The organism is Streptomyces sp. NPDC002125 (assembly GCF_053593715.1).
In genome coordinates, this window is sequence record NZ_JBSFDD010000018.1 from 133,182 (window position 1) to 151,941 (window position 18,760).

Below are 18,760 nucleotides of genomic sequence, written 5' to 3' on the forward strand. Positions count from 1 at the left end.
GGAAGTTCCTTCCATGTGGGGATGGAGGACTGCTACCGCGCTTCCAGGATGAGGACGCGGTCCACGCCGGCCGTCAGCTCCAGGGGAGCCGTGGGGTTTCCAGCGGAGGTCTCGGTGAAGGTGAATCCGTCGCCCGTACGCAGATCGACCCGCGCGTCGCGCGTGGGACGCAGCACCGCGGTGGCCCCGGTCTCGGACCAGCTCAGATCGAGGTGTGCGCCGAACCGCGTGCGCAGGCCCCGGAGTTCACCGGCGGGGCAGGACGCGGGGACGGCGGGCAGCAGCACCAGGCGGCCCGGTGCGGACTGGACGAGCGACTCGATCACGGCGGCCGGCAGCGTGTGGGCCGCATCCGCGTTGTAGACGTTCCGCGTGGGGTAGTGCGCGCTCATAAGCGAGTCGTGGAAGAAGTCACCGCCCAGCACCGCGTCCATCGCCGACGACACCCGCGCCGGGTCCCGCAGCCTGGCCGCGATCAGGGCGTGGTGCAGATGGCCGTGGGCGGAGTCGTTCTCCGACCCGCGCAGCTCCAGGGCGCGGTGAGCGGCCTCGGCCAGGGCCGGGGTGTCGTACGGATTGATCTCGTCCAGCGGCCACACCGGGTAGAGATGGCTGAGATGGCGGTGGTCGTACGTCTCGCGCAGGCCAGGCCACGCCCACTCGGCGAGCGCCCCGTCCTCGTTCACCAGATAGGCCGGGAGCCGGTCGGCCAGGGCCTTCCACCGGTCGGCCGACGGGTGTCCGGGAGCGTGCTCGGCGGCCGTCGTCAGGGCATGGCGGGCCGCGGCGATGTCCATGGTGGCGTTCACCGTGCCCCAGCTCGCGTTGGCCGGCCGGTTCTCCGGGGAGTACGAGGGAACGATCGCCAGGCGTCCGTCCGGGTCCTCGCGGCTGAGGAAGTCCTCGTAGAACAGCGCCGCTTCGACGAGTGCGCCGGTCAGGGAGGCGTCCGGGGTGCCGGTCGTCACCTCCGCGTGCTCCAGGAGCGGCTGCAGCAGCCAGTCCGCCCCCGCCGTCCACAGATGCAGCGGATAGGCGCGCTGGAAGTGCCGGGTGTGGCCGGACTCGCCGTCGGTGTGGGACGGCGCGACGATGCCACGGGCCCCGAAGAGTGCCCTCGCGTTGTCCCTCCAGTCGTCCAGCTGGCCCTGGACGAAAGCGGCATGGGCCCCGGTGACCTCCGGGAGCGCGGCTGCGGCGGCCGAGGAGATCTGGAGGTTGAGGTTGGCGTTCGTGGTGAACGCCCCCGACCAGGCCGTGTCCCAGTCCCCGGTCCACAGCCCCGTCAGCCGCGGCGGCAGCAGCCCCGCGGAGGACAGCAGGTGGTAGCGGCCCGCCGCGAAGAGCCGCTCCAGCAGGGCGGGACTCTTCGGGGTGCGCAGCAGCTCGCTGCCGGACAGTTCACGCTCCGGCGCCGCGTCCCGCAGCGTGAAGGAGGCGCGTCCGTACGCGGTCCGGTGGGCCGGGCGGTGCCGGTCCAGCAGGGCGGCGTAGTCCTCGTGCGGCAGCGCCGCCCACAGCTCACCGAGCTCGGGGCGCCCCCGCCCCCGGACCACACGGGTGACCAGCGTGAGGCCGCGCGCGCCCTCGATCCGGATGCCCTCGCCCGACACGGACACCCGGCCGCCGTCCACCCGTGCCACGGTGACGCCCGTGTACCCGAGCCCGCTGCCCGGGTAGCCCACCCGCAGGGCCAGACGCGCGCCGTCCGGGGTCAGCACCGTGGAGCGGCCGACGGCCAGATGCGCGGGTGCGCCGGGCAGCGCGTGGTCCAGGAGCAGATCGGCGGTCAGCCCGAGGTCGGTCACCTGCTGCACGACCACGTCATCGGTCCGCGAGACGAAGACACCACTGCGCCAGGCCTCGTACGACGCCGTCACCTCGCCGGTCGTGAAGTCGACCTCGCGGCGGTATCCGGCGACCGCCTCGTGCAGACCGCGGTCACGGCGGATCCGGGTCCTGAACGCCGGGTGGAAGGGCTGCACCCACACCAGCGGCCGCCCCGCGCCGAACTCCTCGGCCGCCTTCGTGTCCCCGGACAGCAGCGCGTCCTGGAGCGGGCCGAGGCCGTCGGCGAGCTCGGGAGGCGTGAGATCCTCGCTGCCGTTGGGCCGCACCAGCGTGTGGTGGTTGACGATCACCCGGTCATCGCCGGGATCGCCGAAGACCATCGCCCCGTGACGGCCGTTGCCGCTGAGGAACGCGTCCTCCCAGCGGGTGGCGGGGCCGGGCTCCCATGTGCCGTCGATCATGCCGAGGCACCTCTGAGCACGGCCACGCCGTGGCGCTCCAGCTCCACACCGCCGTCGGCCTCGGTGCCCGTGAGCAGGTCGAGGTACCGGCCGGGGAGCTTCACCCCGGCGGGGGCGCCGCCGTGGTTCAGCAGGAAGAGCAGCTCGCCGCGGCGCACCGCCTCGACCCCGGAGGGCAGATCCTCCAGCACGGGGCGCACACCGGCGCCGGCCGCCGCGCGGCCGAGCAGCTCGCGCAGCGCGGCGGGCTCCGGGAGCGTGGACACGTACATCGCGGTTCCCTTGCGGAGCACCGCGGGAAGGCCGTCCAGCTCGCCGCCGCGGTAGCCGGCCACGGTCTCCGCGGAACCGTCGTGCTCCAGCTCCTCCGACCACAGGGTGCCGCGGAACCCGTCGCACTCCACCGTGGCGTCCGCGTCCAGCGGCCACCACTCGTGCACCGTGCGGATGCCGAACAGCTCACGCAGCCGGCTGTCCATGCCGCCCGGCCTGACCCGGTCGTCCACGTCAGCGACGCCGGTGAAGAACCCGCACACCAGGGTGCCGCCGCCCCGCACATAGGCGACGAGGTTGTCGATCGCCGCGTCACTCAGCAGGTAGAGCTGGGGGACGAGAACCATGCGGTAGGCGCTCAGGTCCGCCTCGGGGCGCGCGAAGTCGGTCCCGATGCCGCTCTCCCACAGGCCCCGGTGCCAGGCGCGCACCAGCTCCGGGTACTGGACGAGCGAGGAGGGCCGGTCCTTCTGCGTACCGGCCCACCAGGCGTCCCAGTCGTGGAGCACGGCGACCTCGGCGGGCACGTCCGTGTCGCTCACCTCGGCGCCTATCAGGGCGAGTTCGGCTCCGATGCGCTTGATCTCGCGGAACGTGCGGCCGTGTTCGCCCGCGTGGCTCAGCATCGCGGAGTGGAACTTCTCCGAGCCCTGCCGGGACTGCCGCCACTGGAAGTAGCAGACGGCGTCGGCGCCCCTGGCCACCGTCTGGAGCGACCAGAGCCGGTTCAGGCCCGCCGGCTTGGGGTGGTTGACCTCGCGCCAGTTGACCGAGCCGGCCGCCTGCTCCATGACCATCCAGGGCCCCCGGGCCTGCGAGCGGGTCATGTCGGCGAGCATCGCGTTGTACTGGCCGCCCAGCGGGTCCTTCGGGTCCGGATAGATGTCGACGGAGACGACGTCCTCCCGCTCCGCCCAGGCCCAGGCGTCCTGGCCCTCCCAGAGCGGCATGAAGTTGGTCGTCACCGGGATGTGCGGGGTGCGCCGGGCGACGATGTCCCGCTCGGCGACGTAGCACTCCATCAGGGCGTCGGAGGTGAACCGCTTGAAGTCCAGCTCGTGCGCGGGATTCCTCAGGTACTGCACCCGGCGCGGCGGCAGGATCTCGGCCCAGCTGTCGTAGCGCTGGCTCCAGAACGCCGTTCCCCACGCCTCGTTCAGCGCCTCCACGGTGGTGTACCGGGCGGCCAGCCAGCGGCGGAAGTGCGCGGCTGTCTCGTCGCACCAGCAGTGCGTGCAGTACTCGTTGTTGATGTGCCAGAGGGTGAGCGCGGGATGGTCCGCGTACCGCTCAGCGAGGTCCTCGGTGAGGGCCGCGGCGTAGCGGCGGTAGACCGGTGAGCTCGGGCAGAAGTGCTGCCGGGAGCCGTAGTTGACCACGGCTCCTTCCTCGGTGCGCGGCAGTGTCTCCGGGTGCAGCGCGCCCATCCACGGCGGCGGCGAGGAGGTCGGGGTCGCGAGGACGACCCCGATCCCGTCCGCGTGCAACAGGTCCAGGAGCCGGTCCAGCCACCCGAACTCCCGCGCGCCCGGGCGCGGTTCGATTTTCGCCCAGGAGAAGACACCGAGGGTCACGGAGTTGACCCCGGCCTCCTTCATCAGCCGGACGTCGTCGGCCCACACCTCCTCGGGCCACTGCTCGGGGTTGTAGTCGCCTCCGAAGAGGACGCGGCCACGGGTGGCGTCGTGCAGGGACGGCATGGACGTCTCGTTCCTCTACTGGGGGTCTGCGTACTGGATGCCACGGCCGTTGGTGCCCAGATAGACACGGCCGTGGACACGGGGGTCGCCGGTGATGACCTCACCGGTCCACCCCCACTGGTGGGCGTCGTCGTTGATGCGGACCCAGGTCGCGCCCGCGTCGTCCGAGCGCAGCACGGCCACACCGTCGTACGTCGCGGAGACCCGCCCGGTCTGGAAGAGCGCCGGATAGCCGGCCCGGCCCTTCCTGGGAGCCGCCTTCCCGAAGCCGAGGGCGTGCGAGGCCTGGCAGCCGGCCACCGGGGCGAAGGTCAGGCCACCGTCCGTCGAGCGCAGCAGGCCGTTGTCCTTGGCGGAGAGCCAGAGGTCACCGGAGCGCCCGGGGGCCGCCGCGATCCGGAACTGCACATCGCCGGAGGGAAGCCCGGTGGCGCCCTCGGTGAAGGTCGCGCCCCTGTCGGTGGAGCGGAAGACGGTGCCCGTGTCCGTGTCGTACACGTAGAAGCGGGCGGCGTCGAGGGGGTCGGCCACCGGGGTGCCGCCCTTGGGGAACGTGGCCACCTCGGCCCAGGTCACCCCGTTGTCCGTGGAGCGGTGCGCGGCGTACTTGGTGCCGTCCCAGTGGACGAACGACCACAGGAGCACCGAACCGTCGGCGGATACCGCCACCGGCCCCGGGGCCGAGGGTGCGATCGCCGGCTGCGAGGCGAACGGCTGCCAGCTCGCCCCGCCGTCCCGCGAGTAGGCTCCGGCGGACTCCGAGCCCGACGGCCAGCCGGTCCGCACCACGTACGAGGGCTTCCTGGAGGCCAGGGCGAGCCCGGTCGCAGTGCCGAAGACGGGGTTGGACGCCATGCCGCGCGACGGGGAAGCGGTCAGTGAGTCGTGGTACATGACCCCGATGTCGCCGAGGCCGCTGAGCAGCCGGGCCCCCGAGGGCGGTGCGATCAGCTGACGTACGGACGACTCCTCAAGACCTCGGATCTCCGGCGCCCAGTGCACCAGGTCACGCGTCCCGAAGAGGGTGGCACCGGTGCCGTACACGAGGTGCGCCGAGTCGTACGGGTCCACGGCCAGGGCCTGGATCCACCAGCCGAACTTGGGCTCCCCGCCCCACTTCAGATACGGGGTCTCCGAGACGTCCAGCACCGCCGTGTCCTTGAGCGAGGTCCAGCTCGCCCCGCCGTCCGTCGAGCGGTAGAGGGTGTCCACAGGACCCCAGCGGTTGTTCGTGGAGACGACGACCGTGCCGGGGCGCGCGGCGTCCACGGCCACTCCGCCGTAGCCGAAGGTGTCGCCGGGGCCGGGGGGCACCGGGGTCACGTCGGTCCAGGTCCCGGTCACCGTGTCGAGGCGGTGCACCGAGCCGTCGGACTGGTTGTTCGGACCGGGCCCGTCCGCGTAACTCACGTACAGCGCACGGCTGCCCGCGTCGTACGCCGCACGGACCGGCACGCGCGTCGAGGCGCCGGCGGACGGCTGCCCGGGTACGGCCTCCCAGCCGCCGGCGGCCTTCGTGCGGTAGAGGGCCGTGCCGCCGTCGCCCCAGCCCGCGTACACCGTGCGGCCCGCCGCCACCAGCAGGGTGACGCCCTGGCCGCTCGCCGACGCGGTGGCCGGGAAGGAGGCGTCGGCGGACCAGGTGGCGCCTCGGTCCGCCGACCGCAGCAGCCCGTCGTGGCGCGTCCCGAGCCAGAGGGTCTCGCTGTCGCGCGGGTCGACCAGGAGCCGCTCGCCGCAGCCCCGGCCGTCCTCGTTGGCGCCGAGGCGCACGGTGAGATCCGTACGCGCCCAGGTCGCGCCCCGGTCCTCGGACCTGAGCACCGCGCCCGGGGACGCCCATGCCTGCGCGTACGTCCCGAGGGCGAGGTACAGCCGGTCCGGATGCGCCGGGTCGACCGCCATCGCCTCGACGCCCAGCAGGTTCCAGTCGTCCCAGCCGATGTGGTCGGTCAGCGCCGACCAGCGGGATCTTCGGTCGTCCCACCGGTAGGCCCCGCCGATGTCGGTCCTGGCGTACGCCAGTCCCTTGACGGCCGGATGGAACAGGACACCCGTCACGAAGCCCGTCCCGCCGATGGCCGCGGTGCGCCATCGGTGGGGCTGGGTCTTCGGGGGCCGGGGCGCGGCCGAGGCCGTCCCCGCCGCCGGAAGCACGGTGGCGGTTGCCGCGGCCACCGCCGCACCTGCCAGGACGGTACGGCGCCGCGGGTGCGGGGCGGGTTCGGGCTGCGGGACGGACGTGGCGCGCATGGCGAGGACCCTCCGGTGGGGGAGTGACGGGTGACTGCGGGGCAGGTGCGGCGGCTCAGCCCTTGACCGCGCCGGTGAGCATGCCTTCCTTGAAGTGCTTCTGCACGAAGGGGGACAGGACCGCGACAGGGATCAGCGCGAGCACCATGACCGCCATCTGGATGGCCAGCGGCGACAGATGGCCCGTGTTGATGGCCTGGGCGAGACCGGTGGGCCGCTCCTGCTTCAGCACCAGCTGGTTCATCACGTTCTGCAGAGGCAGCATCTCGGGGTCGCTGATGTAGATGGAGGCGTTGAACCACGCGCTCCAGTACCCGACCGCGTAGAAGAGCGTGATCACGGCGATGACCGCCCGGGACAGGGGCATGACGATCTGCCACAGGATGCGGAAGTCGCCCGCCCCGTCGATCCGGGCGCTCTCGATGAGTTCCTGGGCCGTGCTCATGAAGAAGGCGCGCAGCACCAGGATGTTGAAGACGTTGAGCGCGCTCGGCAGGATCAGCGCCAGATAGGAGTCGGTGAGGCCGAGCCCCTGGACCACCAGATAGGTGGGGATGAGCCCGGCGCCGAAGAACATCGTGGCGAGCATGAACAGCAGCAGCGGACGGTGCAGCACCGAACCCGTGCGGGACAGGCCGTAGGCGCACATGATCGACACGGCCATGCTGAAGAGCGTCCCGACGACGGTCACACAGAGGCTGATCACCGTGGCCCGGGTGACCTGGCCGCCGCCGAGGAGCTCCTGGTAGGCGACGAAGGTGATGCCGCGCGGGATCACCACCAGTCCGCCGGCCTCGGTGATCGCCTTCACCGAGGAGAGACTGGTGACGATCACGACCCAGAGCGGGAAGAGCACGGCCAGGCAGATCAGGACCAGGACGACGCCCTTGGAGGCGAGCCCCGTCTTCGAGGGCTCCTCCTCCCACACCGGACGCAGACGGCCGCGGGTGCCCGGCTTCACACCGGCCAAGCCGGTCATGCCGGAGAGCAGGCTGCTCACTTCTTGTACACCCCCTGCTCACCCATGAGATGGGCGACCTTGTTGGCCCCGAGGACCAGCAGCAGACCGAAGATTCCCTTGATGATTCCGACGGCCGCCGCGTAACTGAACCCGCCGTTGGTGATACCGACGTTCCAGACGTACGTGTCGAGCACCTCCGAGGCGCCCGGACCGACCGCCGTGCGCTGGAGCAGGATCTGCTCGAAGCCGACGGTCAGCGCGTTGCCCACCTGGAGCACCAGCAGCAGGGCGACCACGGGACGCAGGGCGGGCAGCGTGATGTGCCACATCCGGCGCCAGCGGCCCGCGCCGTCCATGGCGCTCGCCTCGTAGAGGTCGGGACTCACCGCCGCCAGGGCGGCGAGGAAGACGATGACACCCCAGCCGGCGTCCTTCCAGATCATCTCGAAGGTGATCAGGAACTTGAACAGACCGGGGTCGGTCATCAGGTCGAAACCCTCATGACCGTTCTCCCGCAGCGTCTGGGCGATGAGCCCCGCGCCGCCGAACATCTGCTGGAACACGGTGACGACCAGGACCCAGGAGAAGAAGTGGGGCAGGTAGAGGATCGCCTGCGCCACAGCCCGGACCCGGGGCCGCACGAAGCTGTTGATGAACAGCGCGAGCAGGATCGGCACCGGGAAGAACAGGGTCAGCTGAAGGAGGAAGATCGACAGCGTGTTGCGCAGCGCCGACCAGAACAGCCGGTCGTTCGCCATCTGCTGGAACCACTCGAAGCCGACCCACGGGCTCTGAGCGATCGCCTGGAACGCGTTGTCCGCGATGTACGGGTCGTAGTCCTGGAAGGCGACGACGTTGCCCGCCAGCGGGATGTACGCGAAGACCAGCAGCAGCAGCATCGCCGGCACGGTCATCAGGAGCAGGGTGCGGTCCCGGCGCAGCCGGTGCCGCAGGGGCACCTTCGCGGAGACCGGGGCCGGCCCGTCGTTCTCGGCCGGCGGCGACGCAGGGGACCCCTGCGCGCGCCGGTCCTCTGTGCTCAGTGACATGTCAGGAAGCCGACTCACCGGTCTCGTCGAGCAGCTTCTTGTACCAGTCGCGAAGCTTGTCGCCGCCCTTGGTCTTCCAGTCGGAGACCTGCTGCTGCATGTCGCTGATCTTCTTGCGGCCGCGCACGATGTCCTTCTCCAGGTCCTCGAACTGCGCGTTGAGCTCGGTGTACCGGGTGGGCTCCTGGATCTGCATGCCGTGGAACAGCGGCTTCCTCATGTGCGCGCCCTGGCGCTGCTGCCACTCGATGACACCCTTGGCGACGTCCGGGTAGTCCGGGTAGGCGCGGTACGGCTTGGAGGTCGCTATGTACTCGTAGGTGGCGAAGACCTCGTTGTTGCCCTTCTCGTTCTTGACGAGCACCCCGTCCTTCAGGGAGTGGTGGGTGCCCTCCAGGCCGTACGCCCGCAGACGCTGCTCCTTGCTCCCGTACGGAGCGGCGGTGAAGTTGGCCAGTGCGAGGAGGTCCTCGACGACCTTCTTGTCGGCCTTCTTGCTGACGAAGCACCAGATGTTGGAGGGGGAGGCCTCGTAGAGGACGGGATCACCGCCGTCGTGGGCGAAGATGTCCATCGCCGCCATCCGGAAGTCCGGCTTGTCCAGTCGCTGCACGGCCGTCGCCGCGTACCAGTCCGAGATGTCCGCGTTGTACATCAGGGCGTTGCCCGAGGAGAAGGTGGTGCGCATGTCACCCGTCTCCGCCTTGGCGTCCGGGTGCACGAAGCCCGCCGAGTACAGCGAGCGGGACCACTCCAGTGCCTCCAGGTACTCCTGGGTCTCGTAGCGGTTCACCAGCTTGCCGTCGACCAGCTGCCAGTAGTAGGGCTTCTCCGGCAGCACCCCGAAGAAGTTGAACGCCGACCAGGTCATGTCGCTGCACGCCCAGACCTTGCTCTTGGGGGCGTTGATCTCCTTGCAGAGGTCGAAGAACTCCTGCGTGGTGGTCGGGACCTCGTACCCCTTCTCCTCGAAAATGTCGGCGCGGTAGAAGGGCGTGATGTTGGGCGTGCCCTCGGCGGGCATCGGGATCCCGCGCAGCTGGCCGGCGAACACGCCGCGCTGCCAGGCGCCGGTGGGAATGGCCGCCAGGTTGGGGTACGCCTTGACCTTGTCACCCGACAGGTAGGGGCCGAGATCGGCGAACTTGTTGGCGATGGCGCTCGGGATCTTGCCCTGGAGCTCCCATCCCGGGACGACCACGGCGTCCGGGATGGCGCTGGACGCGAGCACCGCGCCGAGCTTCTGCCCGTAGACATTGCCGTCCTGGTTCTGCCACTTGACCTTGACGCCGGCGGCCTCGTCCATCGCCGTCCAGTAGGCGTTGCCCTCACCGGGCGAGGTGCCCCACAACGGGGCCATGATGCTGATCTCGCTGCCCTTGCCGAGCTTCTTCGGCACCGACACCGCCAGCTTGTCGGCGGGGAGTGCCGTCGTGAAGCCGTCGGCGGAGCCGTTCTTGCTGGGGATGTCAGGGGTGACGGTGTTCGAGGGGACGTAGGCCGGAAGGATGTCCTTCAGCTTGTTGCCCGTGGTCGTGCCCTCGTTCTTCGCGCCACCCGAACCGCCGCCACAGGCGGCGAGGAGCGGCATCCCCCCGCCCACGGCTGCCGCGACAACCACGGAGGAGGCGAGGAATCGTCTCCGGCTGGGAGCGGAGGGGGAGTTCGGCGTCATTGCGTCAACCCTTCGTGGTGCAACAGGACGGCCCGCGGCGGCGACTGCCGCTCGGCCCTGTGTCTGAGGTAGGGGCGTTACCGGCCGAGCCGGTGGCACTGCACCGGCTGAGCTGAAGCGGTCAACGGGCTGCCTCGTCGAAGCGCTTCGATGTTGCAGCGAGGTTAAGTGAAGGGTCTCGGCCACACAAGAGTTCGTTTCGATATTCCTCCGACCTGTGTCCGAACCGTTTCCAGGGGCCTTGTGGCATCGATGTGCCCGGAAGAGCCTCTTTGGGCCGGTAGCACCCTTGACACCCATGGGGTCGGCCGCAGAGCATCGAAGCGCTTCGAAAGATCTTCTCCTCGTATCGAAGGGGCTTTCGTTGCCCGATGCCCTTAAAACCTCCCACCTCTCCAAGGGGACCCGCACGTGACGGACCATCCGTTTCCCTTCCGCGACCCGCAGCTGTCCTTCTCCCGGCGCACCGACGATCTGCTCGGCCGGCTCACGCTCGACGAGCGGATCGCGATGCTGCACCAGTTCGCCCCGGCAGTGGAGCGGCTGGGGCTCGGCCCGTTCCGCACCGGACAGGAGGCCCTGCACGGGGTCGCCTGGATGGGACCCGCCACCGTCTTCCCGCAGGCCGTCGGCCTCGGAGCCACCTGGAACGACGACCTGGTACGCCGGATCGGCGAGGCCGTCGGCAACGAGGTGAGGGCCAAGCGCGCCCAGGACGACCGCGTCGGGCTCAACGTCTGGGCGCCGACCGTGAATCTGCTGCGCCACCCGCTCTGGGGCCGGGGCGAGGAGGGGTACTCCGAGGACGCCGCCCTGACCTCCGCCATCGCCGTCGCCTACACCCGCGGGCTGCGCGGCGACGACCCGCACTACTGGCGCACCGCCCCCGTGCTCAAGCACTGGCTGGCGCACAACAACGAGACCGACCGCGACACCACGTCCTCCTCGGTCAGGCCGCGCGTGCTGCACGAGTACGACCTGAGGGCCTTCCGTGACGCCGTGAAGGCCGGGGCGGTGGCAGGCGTCATGCCCGCCTACAACCTGGTCAACGGCCGTCCCAACCATGTGTCCCCGCTCCTGGGGCAGCACCTGCGGAGCTGGACCGACCAGCCCCTCGTCGTCTGCTCGGACGCGGGCGCCCCCACCAACCTGGTCGACTCCGAGCACTACTTCGACACCCACGCGGAGGCCACCGCCGCCGCGCTGAAGGCCGGCGTCGACAGCTTCACCGACCACGGCACGGACTCCTCGGTCATGACCGGCCGCATCCGGGACGCCCTCGCCCAGGGCCTCCTCGACGAGAGCGACATCGACACCGCGGTCCGCCGGCTGCTCGCCATGCGCTTCGCGCTCGGCGAGTTCGACCCGGAGCTGGACCCGTACGCGAAGGCCGACGCCCTCGACACCGAGGAGCACCGCGCCCTCGCCCTGGAGGCCGCCGAGCAGGCCGTCGTCCTGCTCAAGAACGACGGCCTGCTGCCCCTGAAGCCGCAGCAGGGCCACACCGTGGCGGTCGTCGGACTCCTGGCGGACGCCTGCAAGCTCGACTGGTACAGCGGAGCGCTCATGCACCGCTCGACGCCGCTCGACGGTATCCGCGAGCGCTACGGAGCCGGGAACGTCCTCTTCGCCGAGGGAGTGGACCGTATCCGGCTGAAGTCCTCCGACGGCTGGCTGCGGGTGCCCGAGGACAACGGCACGGTGCTCACGGAGACCCTGGGGGCGGAGGGTGCCCTCGACCCGGCACAGCTCGAGGGGCGCACCGACCTGCCCCCGCTGACCTCCGGCGAGGACGCCACCGAACTGGCCCTCGTCGACTGGGGCGACGGCGTCCTGACCCTCCGTACCGACGACGGGATGTACCTCTCCGTCGCCGCCGACGGATACGTCAGGGCGTCCGCGGACGAGCCGGGTGGCTGGGTCGTCCAGGAGACGTTCCGCATGGAGGCGGTGGAGGGACACGACAGCGGGCACCGCCTTCTGCACATCGGGACCGGTGGGTACGTGTCTGTCGCCGCCGACGGCGCAAAGGTTGCCGTGTCCGGGGGACCGATCTCCAAGGACGACGCCACGGTCTTCGAGGCCGAGACCGTCGAACACGGCGCGGACGTCGTGGCCCGGGTCGCCGCGGCCGCCGACACCGTCATCGTCGTCGCCGGCAATGACCCCCACATCAACGGCCGGGAGACCGAGGACCGCACGACCCTCGACCTCCCCGCCCAGCAGGACCGGATCTGGCGTGCCGCCCGTGCCGCCAACCCGCGCACGGTCCTCGCCCTGACCTCCGCCTACCCGTACGCGGTCGGCGACGCGGCGGAGGAGCTCCCCGCGCTGCTCTGGACCGCGCACGGCGGCCAGGCCGCCGGCACCGCCCTCGCGCGGGTCCTCGCCGGTGACGTCTCCCCGGCCGGCCGGCTCCCGCAGACCTGGTACGTGAGCGACGGCGATCTGCCGGGCCTGCTGGACTACGACATCATCGGCTCCCGCCAGACCTACCTCTACTTCGACGGCACCCCGCTCTACCCGTTCGGGCACGGACTCGGCTACACCGGTTTCAGCTACTCCGAACTGCACGCCGAGCCGGAGGGCGAGCGGCTGCGGGTCTCCCTGACCGTGACCAACGAAGGCGGGACCGCGTCGGACGAGGTGGCCCAGCTCTACGTCCGCCCGGCGGAGCCGGGTGACACGGCGGACCTGCCGCTGCGCAAACTGGTCGGCCACCGCCGCCTGCACCTCGCACCCGGAGCGGCCGAGCGCGTCGACTTCCTCGTGCCGGTGACGGAGCTGGGCCACTGGAGCGTGGCGCACGGCCGGTGGATTGTCACCCCGGGGGCGTACGAGTTCCTCGCCGGCGCGTCCAGCGCCGACATCCGGCTCACCGCCACCGCGGTCGTCGACGGCGAGACGCCGGGCCCGCGCCCCGTGGCGGAACACGGGCTGGAGGCGGCCGACTACGACCACCAGGAGCACACGGCGATCCTCGACCGCACGAAGACGGACGGCGACGCCGTCGCTCCCGCCGGTACGGACAGGGCCGGGCAACTCCTCTACAGGGACTGCGACTTCGGGGACGGTGCGGAAGGGCTGGTCTTCCACTACGCGGGTGAGGGCTCCCTCACCGCATCGGTGGCCGGCCACAGCGTGGAGCTGTCGCTCCCGGACACCGGCGGAGCGTACGACTACCGCACGCACACGGCCGAGCTCGGCCTCCAGGGCGTGCACGAGCTGCGCATCGGTATCCAGGGGTCCCTGCGACTCGCCCGCGTCGACGTCGTCACCGGCAAGGAGACCGCATGAAGTTCACCGACGGCTTCTGGCTCATGCGTGAGGGCGTCCGCGCCTCCTACGCGGTCGAGACCCGCGACCTGCGCGTCGAGCCCGACCGCTTCACCGCCTACGCCGCGGTCAAGCATGTCGCGGCGCGCGGCGACACCTTGAACACCCCGCTCATCACGGTCGAGTGCTTCTCGCCCGCCGAGGGCGTCATCGGCGTACGCACCACCCACCACGCCGGAAAGGCACGGCGCGGGCCGGACTTCACGATCCTGCCGGGCGAGACCACCGCGCCCGCGGCCCGCACCCGCCGCGACGGTGCCGTCACGGAGCTCACCAGCGGCCCGCTCACCCTGCGCATGGACGGTGACGGGCCCTGGGGCATCAGCTTCCTCGACGCCGACGGGCGGCGCCTGACGGGAGTCGACGCCAAGGGGACGGCGTTCGCCACCGCGCCCGACGGCACCCACCACATGATCGCCCAACTCGCCCTGGACGTAGGCGAGAACGTCTACGGGCTCGGCGAGCGCTTCACCCCGTACGTCAAGAACGGCCAGACCGTGGACATCTGGCAGGCCGACGGTGGGACCAGCAGCGAACTGGCCTACAAGAACATCCCGTTCTACCTCTCCTCGCGCGGCTACGGCGTCTTCGTCAACCACCCCGGCAAGGTCTCCTTCGAGGTGGGCTCGGAGTCCGTCGGCCAGGTGCAGTTCAGCGTCGAGGACCAGTCGCTGGAGTACTACATCGTCGCCGGCCCGACGCCGAAGGACGTCCTCGCCCGGTACACGGCCCTCACCGGCCGCCCCGCGCTGCCGCCCGCCTGGTCGTTCGGCCTCTGGTTGACCACCTCCTTCTGCACGTCGTACGACGAGGAGACGGTCACCTCCTTCGTCGACGGGATGGCGGAGCGCGGCATCCCGCTCTCCGTCTTCCACTTCGACTGCTTCTGGATGCGCGAGTACCAGTGGTCGGACTTCCTCTGGGACCCCGACGTCTTCCCCGACCCCGAGGGCATGCTGGCGCGTCTGAAGGAGCGCGGACTGCGCATCAGCATGTGGATCAATCCGTACATCGCGCAGAAGTCCGCGCTGTTCGCCGAGGGCGCCGAGAACGGCTACCTCGTCCGGCGGCCCAACGGCGACATCTGGCAGTGGGACCTCTGGCAGCCGGGCATGGCGCTCGTCGACTTCACCAACCCGGCCGCCCGCGCCTGGTACAACGACAAGTTGCGTGTCCTGCTCGACCAGGGCGTCGACTGCTTCAAGACGGACTTCGGCGAGCGCATCCCGACGGACGTCGTCTGGCACGACGGCTCCGACCCGGAGCGCATGCACAACTACTACGCGCAGATCTACAACCGCACCGTCTTCGAACTCCTGGAGAAGGAGCGCGGCGCGGGTGAGGCCGTGCTCTTCGCCCGGTCCGCCACGGCGGGCGGCCAGCAGTACCCGGTCCACTGGGGCGGCGACTGCTTCGCCTCGTTCACCGCGATGGCCGAGTCGCTGCGCGGCGGGCTGTCGCTGTCCCTGTCCGGCTTCGGCTTCTGGAGCCACGACATCGGCGGCTTCGAGGGCACCCCCGACCCGGCGGTCTTCAAGCGCTGGCTCGCCTTCGGCCTGCTCTCATCGCACAGTCGGCTGCACGGCAACGTCTCCTACCGCGTGCCGTGGGAGTTCGGCGAGGAAGCCGTGGACGTGGCACGGAAGTTCACCCTGCTCAAGCACCGTCTGATGCCCTACCTGTACGGAGTGGCCACCGAGGCCCACCGCACGGGCATTCCGATGATGCGGCCCATGCTGGCGGAGTTCCCCGGCGACCCGACGACGCGCACCCTGGACCGTCAGTACATGCTCGGCCCGGACCTGCTCGTGGCCCCGGTCTTCACGGAGGACGGCCAGGTCGAGTACTACGTCCCCGAGGGCACCTGGACCTCCCTGCTCACCGGTGAGCGGGTGACCGGCCCGGTGTGGCGGCACGAGACCCACGGCTTCGACAGCCTGCCCCTGCTGGTCAGGGACGGTGCCGTGCTCCCGTGGGGCGCCGACGACCAGCGCCCGGACAGCGACTGGCTGGACGGCCTCACCCTGCGGGTGTTCGGCTCCGGCGACGGTGAAGTGACTGTCGGAGTACCGGACCTGACGGGACATCAGGCTGCGGTGTTCCGCGTCGTACGGGACGCGGACGGCGTGCGGGTCACGGCGGAGGGCACGGACCGGCCGTACCGCGTGAGCGTGGAGGAGACCGGCGCTGCGGGGGAGGGGGCGGGGACGGTCACCGTCGCCTGACTCACCTGCCGCTTCCCCGCCCCGGTGACACGGGCGGGCGCGCAGCCCCGGAGAGCCGCCGTCGGCGCGGTCTCTCCGGGGCTGCCGTGCGTGCGGCGGACCGGAGGTGAGCGCACGTGCGGCCGAACCGGGCGCCGAGGGGCCGGATTTCGCTACGTTGCCTCCAGCGCGGCACATCCGGCGGACACCAGAAGGCGGCAGCGATGAGTGAGCGGCAGATGACGTTCCGAGCCCTGGACATCGGCGACGGTACCGACGGCCGGTGGGCCTCGCACACGCGGGCCAGGTGGCCGAAGGCGGAGGGATGGCTCAGCGAGGAGGGCCGGACCCCCGAGGGCGCGCAGCGGGCCCGCGCCCTCTTCGAGACGCACATGCCCGAGCTGGTACCCGTGCTCGACCGGCTCGCCGTGCAGCTGGACCGGCCCGGGGGCGACACGTTCCTCACCCTCGCGCTCATGAGGCCGTTCTTCTCCGGCTGCACGCAGATCGGCGGCAACGGCACACTCCTGCGCAACTACGACTTCAGCCCCGACGAGTGCGAGGGCACCATCGTCTCCTCGCACTTCCTGCGCCCGGTGATCGGGATGCAGGACGCCGGCTGGGGCCTGCTGGACGGGATGAACGACGCCGGGCTCGCGGTGTCGCTCACCTTCGGCGGACGATTCGTCCACGGACCGGGCTTCGCCGTGCTCATCGTGCTGCGCTATCTGCTGGAGACCTGCGCCACCGTCGACGAGGCCGTCGCCAGGCTGGCGACGATCCCGGTCGCCATTCCGCAGAACGTCACCCTGGTGGACTCCGAGCAGGTGGTGACGGTCCACGTCGGTCCCGACATCCCGCTGACCGTGACGCCCGACAGCTGCGCCGCCAATCATCAGCAGGCTCCGGTGCCCGAGGAGCAGGAGCGGTTCTCCCGCACCCAGGAGCGGCTGCGGGCCGTGCGCGCGTCGGGCGCGGACGACGTGGAGGCGATGCTGCGGCCACCGCTGTACCAGTACGCCTACGACGAGGGCCTGGGCACCGTGTACACGGCGGCCTACCGCCCCGCGGAGGGGCGAGTGACCTACATCTGGCCCGGCGAGCGCTGGGAGCAGTCCTTCGAGGACTTCACCCCGGGGTCGCGCACCGTGACCATCGGTGGCCGCGCGGTTCCGCTCCCCGGTCCTGCCGGGGCGCCGCTCGCGGACCGGCCGCACGGGGTCTCGCCGAGCTTCCAGTCGTCCGTCTGAAGAAGGCCCGCGTCGCCGCCCGGCACCGCTCCACAGGATGCGGCAGGCCCGTGCCGCCGTCGCACCCGTCGTGTCCCCGGCCAGTGAGTCATGTCACTCAGAGTGAATTTCTCGGCATACATCGAGCCGGGCCGGGGAGGGGTCAAGCCTGCTGGTGCCGGACCCGGTCCACCGGCGCAGGTGCTCGGCCGGACCGGTGCGGAGCAGACAGGCACGGAAGGCAGCTCACCCCATGTCGGCACACCCCTCGTCGGCCCACCCCCCGGCCACCCTGGAGACCGTCCACATCGACGGCCGCTGGCAGCCGGCGGCATCGGGCGCGACGCGCGAGATCCTCGACCCCGCCGACGCCACCGTCCTGGCCGTGGTCTCCGAGGGCGGCACCGAGGACACCGACGCGGCCGTGGCCGCCGCACGCCGTGCCTTCGACGACGGACCCTGGCCCCACAGGCCCGTCGCCGAACGCGCCGAGCTGCTGCGCACGGTCGCGCGCCTCCTCCAGCGGGACCGCGAGGAGATCGCGATCACCGAGAGCCGCGACACCGGCAAAACCCTCGAGGAGGGCCGTGTCGACGTGGACGACGTCACCAACGCCTTCCGCTACTTCGCCGACCTCGTCATGAACGAAAGCGGCGGCAGGGTCGTCGACGCGGGCGACCCCGACGTGCACAGCGTCGTCGTGCACGAACCGGTCGGTGTCTGCGCCCTGATCGCCCCGTGGAACTACCCGCTGCTCCAGGCCAGCTGGAAGATCGCCCCGGCCCTCGCCGCCGGCAACACCTTCGTGCTCAAGCCCAGCGAGGTCACCCCGCTCTCCACCGTCCACCTGATCCGGCTGCTCGCGGAGGCCGGACTCCCCGACGGCACCGCCAACCTCGTCACGGGCGCCGGCGACCCCGTCGGAGCCCGGCTCTCCGAACACCCCGACGTCGACCTGGTCTCCTTCACCGGCGGACTCGCCAGCGGAACGAAGGTCGCCCAGGCCGCAGCACCCACCGTCAAGAAGGTCGCCCTGGAGCTCGGCGGCAAGAACCCCAACGTCGTGTTCGCCGACGCCTGCGCCACCGAAGAGGGCTTCGACACCGCCGTCGACCAGGCGCTGAACGCCGCCTTCTTCCACAGCGGCCAGGTCTGCTCCGCCGGCGCCCGCCTCATCGTCGAGGAGTCCGTCAGCGAGCGCTTCGTCACCGAACTCGCCCGCCGCGCCGACGCGATCAGGCTCGGCCGGGGCACCGTCGACGGCGTCGAGTGCGGCCCGCTCGTCTCCGCGCAGCAGCTCGCCAAGGTCGAGGCGTACGTGGCATCCGCCCGTGAGGAGGGCGCGGTCGTCCGCTCCGGCGGCGCCCGCCCCGAGCCCACCGGCACCCTCCCCGCGAGCGGCTACTTCTACCGGCCGACCGTCCTGGACGGCTGCCACCGGGAGATGAAGGTGGTCCGCGAGGAGACCTTCGGCCCGATCCTCACCGTCGAGACCTTCCGCACCGAGGAAGAAGCCGTCACTCTGGCCAACGACACGGACTACGGCCTCGCCGGCGCCGTGTGGACGACCGACGCGGGCCGCGCCCGGCGCGTCGCCGGCCGGCTGCGGCACGGCACCGTGTGGATCAACGACTACCACCCCTACCTCCCGCAGGCCGAGTGGGGCGGCTTCGGCAAGTCGGGCACGGGCCGCGAACTCGGCCCCACCGGGCTCGCCGAGTACCGCGAGTCCAAGCACATCTACCAGAACCTCAACCCGCGCCCGCAGCGCTGGTTCGCCGGCTGACCAGGAAAGTCCCCTCCTCGCCCGGCTGTTCGGCAGCACCAC

The 18,760-nt window shown here is 71.1% G+C and carries 10 protein-coding genes; 4 read left to right on the forward strand and 6 right to left on the reverse strand.

Annotated features, from left to right (window positions below):
- Positions 1–32: 32 nt before the first annotated feature.
- From ACWCQM_RS27355 to ACWCQM_RS27380, 6 genes are read right to left on the reverse strand one after another with little or no spacing between them, the layout of a single operon-like run.
- A complete protein-coding gene (locus tag ACWCQM_RS27355) occupies positions 33–2,252 on the reverse strand; it encodes a glycosyl hydrolase family 95 catalytic domain-containing protein (RefSeq protein ID WP_450917767.1) in 2,220 nt (739 codons plus the stop codon).
- Positions 2,249–4,225, reverse strand: coding sequence for a beta-galactosidase (locus ACWCQM_RS27360; protein ID WP_450917768.1), 1,977 nt, complete (start codon positions 4,223–4,225; stop codon positions 2,249–2,251). The genes ACWCQM_RS27355 and ACWCQM_RS27360 overlap by 4 nt, the downstream gene beginning before the upstream one ends.
- Positions 4,226–4,240: 15 nt before the next feature.
- The gene (locus ACWCQM_RS27365; RefSeq protein ID WP_450917769.1) at positions 4,241–6,478 is read right to left on the reverse strand and encodes a 1,4-beta-glucanase; all 2,238 of its coding nucleotides are present in this window, start codon (positions 6,476–6,478) and stop codon (positions 4,241–4,243) included.
- Positions 6,479–6,533: 55 nt separating this feature from the next.
- Positions 6,534–7,457: a carbohydrate ABC transporter permease gene (locus tag ACWCQM_RS27370; protein WP_450917794.1), complete on the reverse strand. Its 924-nt coding sequence runs from the start codon at positions 7,455–7,457 to the stop codon at positions 6,534–6,536.
- Positions 7,458–7,474: 17 nt separating this feature from the next.
- The gene (locus ACWCQM_RS27375) at positions 7,475–8,488 is read right to left on the reverse strand and encodes an ABC transporter permease (RefSeq protein ID WP_450917770.1); all 1,014 of its coding nucleotides are present in this window, start codon (positions 8,486–8,488) and stop codon (positions 7,475–7,477) included.
- A 1-nt stretch (position 8,489) separates the two neighbouring features.
- Positions 8,490–10,163: an extracellular solute-binding protein gene (locus ACWCQM_RS27380; protein WP_450917771.1), complete on the reverse strand. Its 1,674-nt coding sequence runs from the start codon at positions 10,161–10,163 to the stop codon at positions 8,490–8,492.
- Between the two features lie 411 nt (positions 10,164–10,574).
- On the opposite strand from ACWCQM_RS27380, the gene ACWCQM_RS27385 reads away from it, so the two are divergent.
- The 4 genes from ACWCQM_RS27385 to ACWCQM_RS27400 all read left to right on the forward strand — a co-directional run bounded on the left by ACWCQM_RS27385 (position 10,575) and on the right by ACWCQM_RS27400 (position 18,718).
- On the forward strand, positions 10,575–13,460 hold the full coding sequence (locus tag ACWCQM_RS27385; RefSeq protein WP_450917772.1) for a glycoside hydrolase family 3 C-terminal domain-containing protein: 2,886 nt from the start codon (positions 10,575–10,577) through the stop codon (positions 13,458–13,460).
- Complete coding sequence (gene yicI, locus ACWCQM_RS27390) at positions 13,457–15,724, forward strand: alpha-xylosidase (protein ID WP_450917773.1); 2,268 nt, start codon at positions 13,457–13,459, stop codon at positions 15,722–15,724. Before ACWCQM_RS27385 ends, yicI begins: the two co-directional genes overlap by 4 nt.
- A 203-nt stretch (positions 15,725–15,927) precedes the next feature.
- Positions 15,928–16,953 (forward strand): C45 family autoproteolytic acyltransferase/hydolase, encoded by a 1,026-nt coding sequence (locus ACWCQM_RS27395; RefSeq protein WP_450917774.1) that lies wholly within the window; start codon positions 15,928–15,930, stop codon positions 16,951–16,953.
- A gap of 232 nt (positions 16,954–17,185) precedes the next feature.
- Positions 17,186–18,718 carry an aldehyde dehydrogenase family protein gene (locus ACWCQM_RS27400; RefSeq protein ID WP_450917775.1) on the forward strand — a complete coding sequence of 511 codons (1,533 nt, stop codon included), beginning with the start codon at positions 17,186–17,188 and terminating at the stop codon, positions 18,716–18,718.
- Positions 18,719–18,760 lie beyond the last annotated feature (42 nt).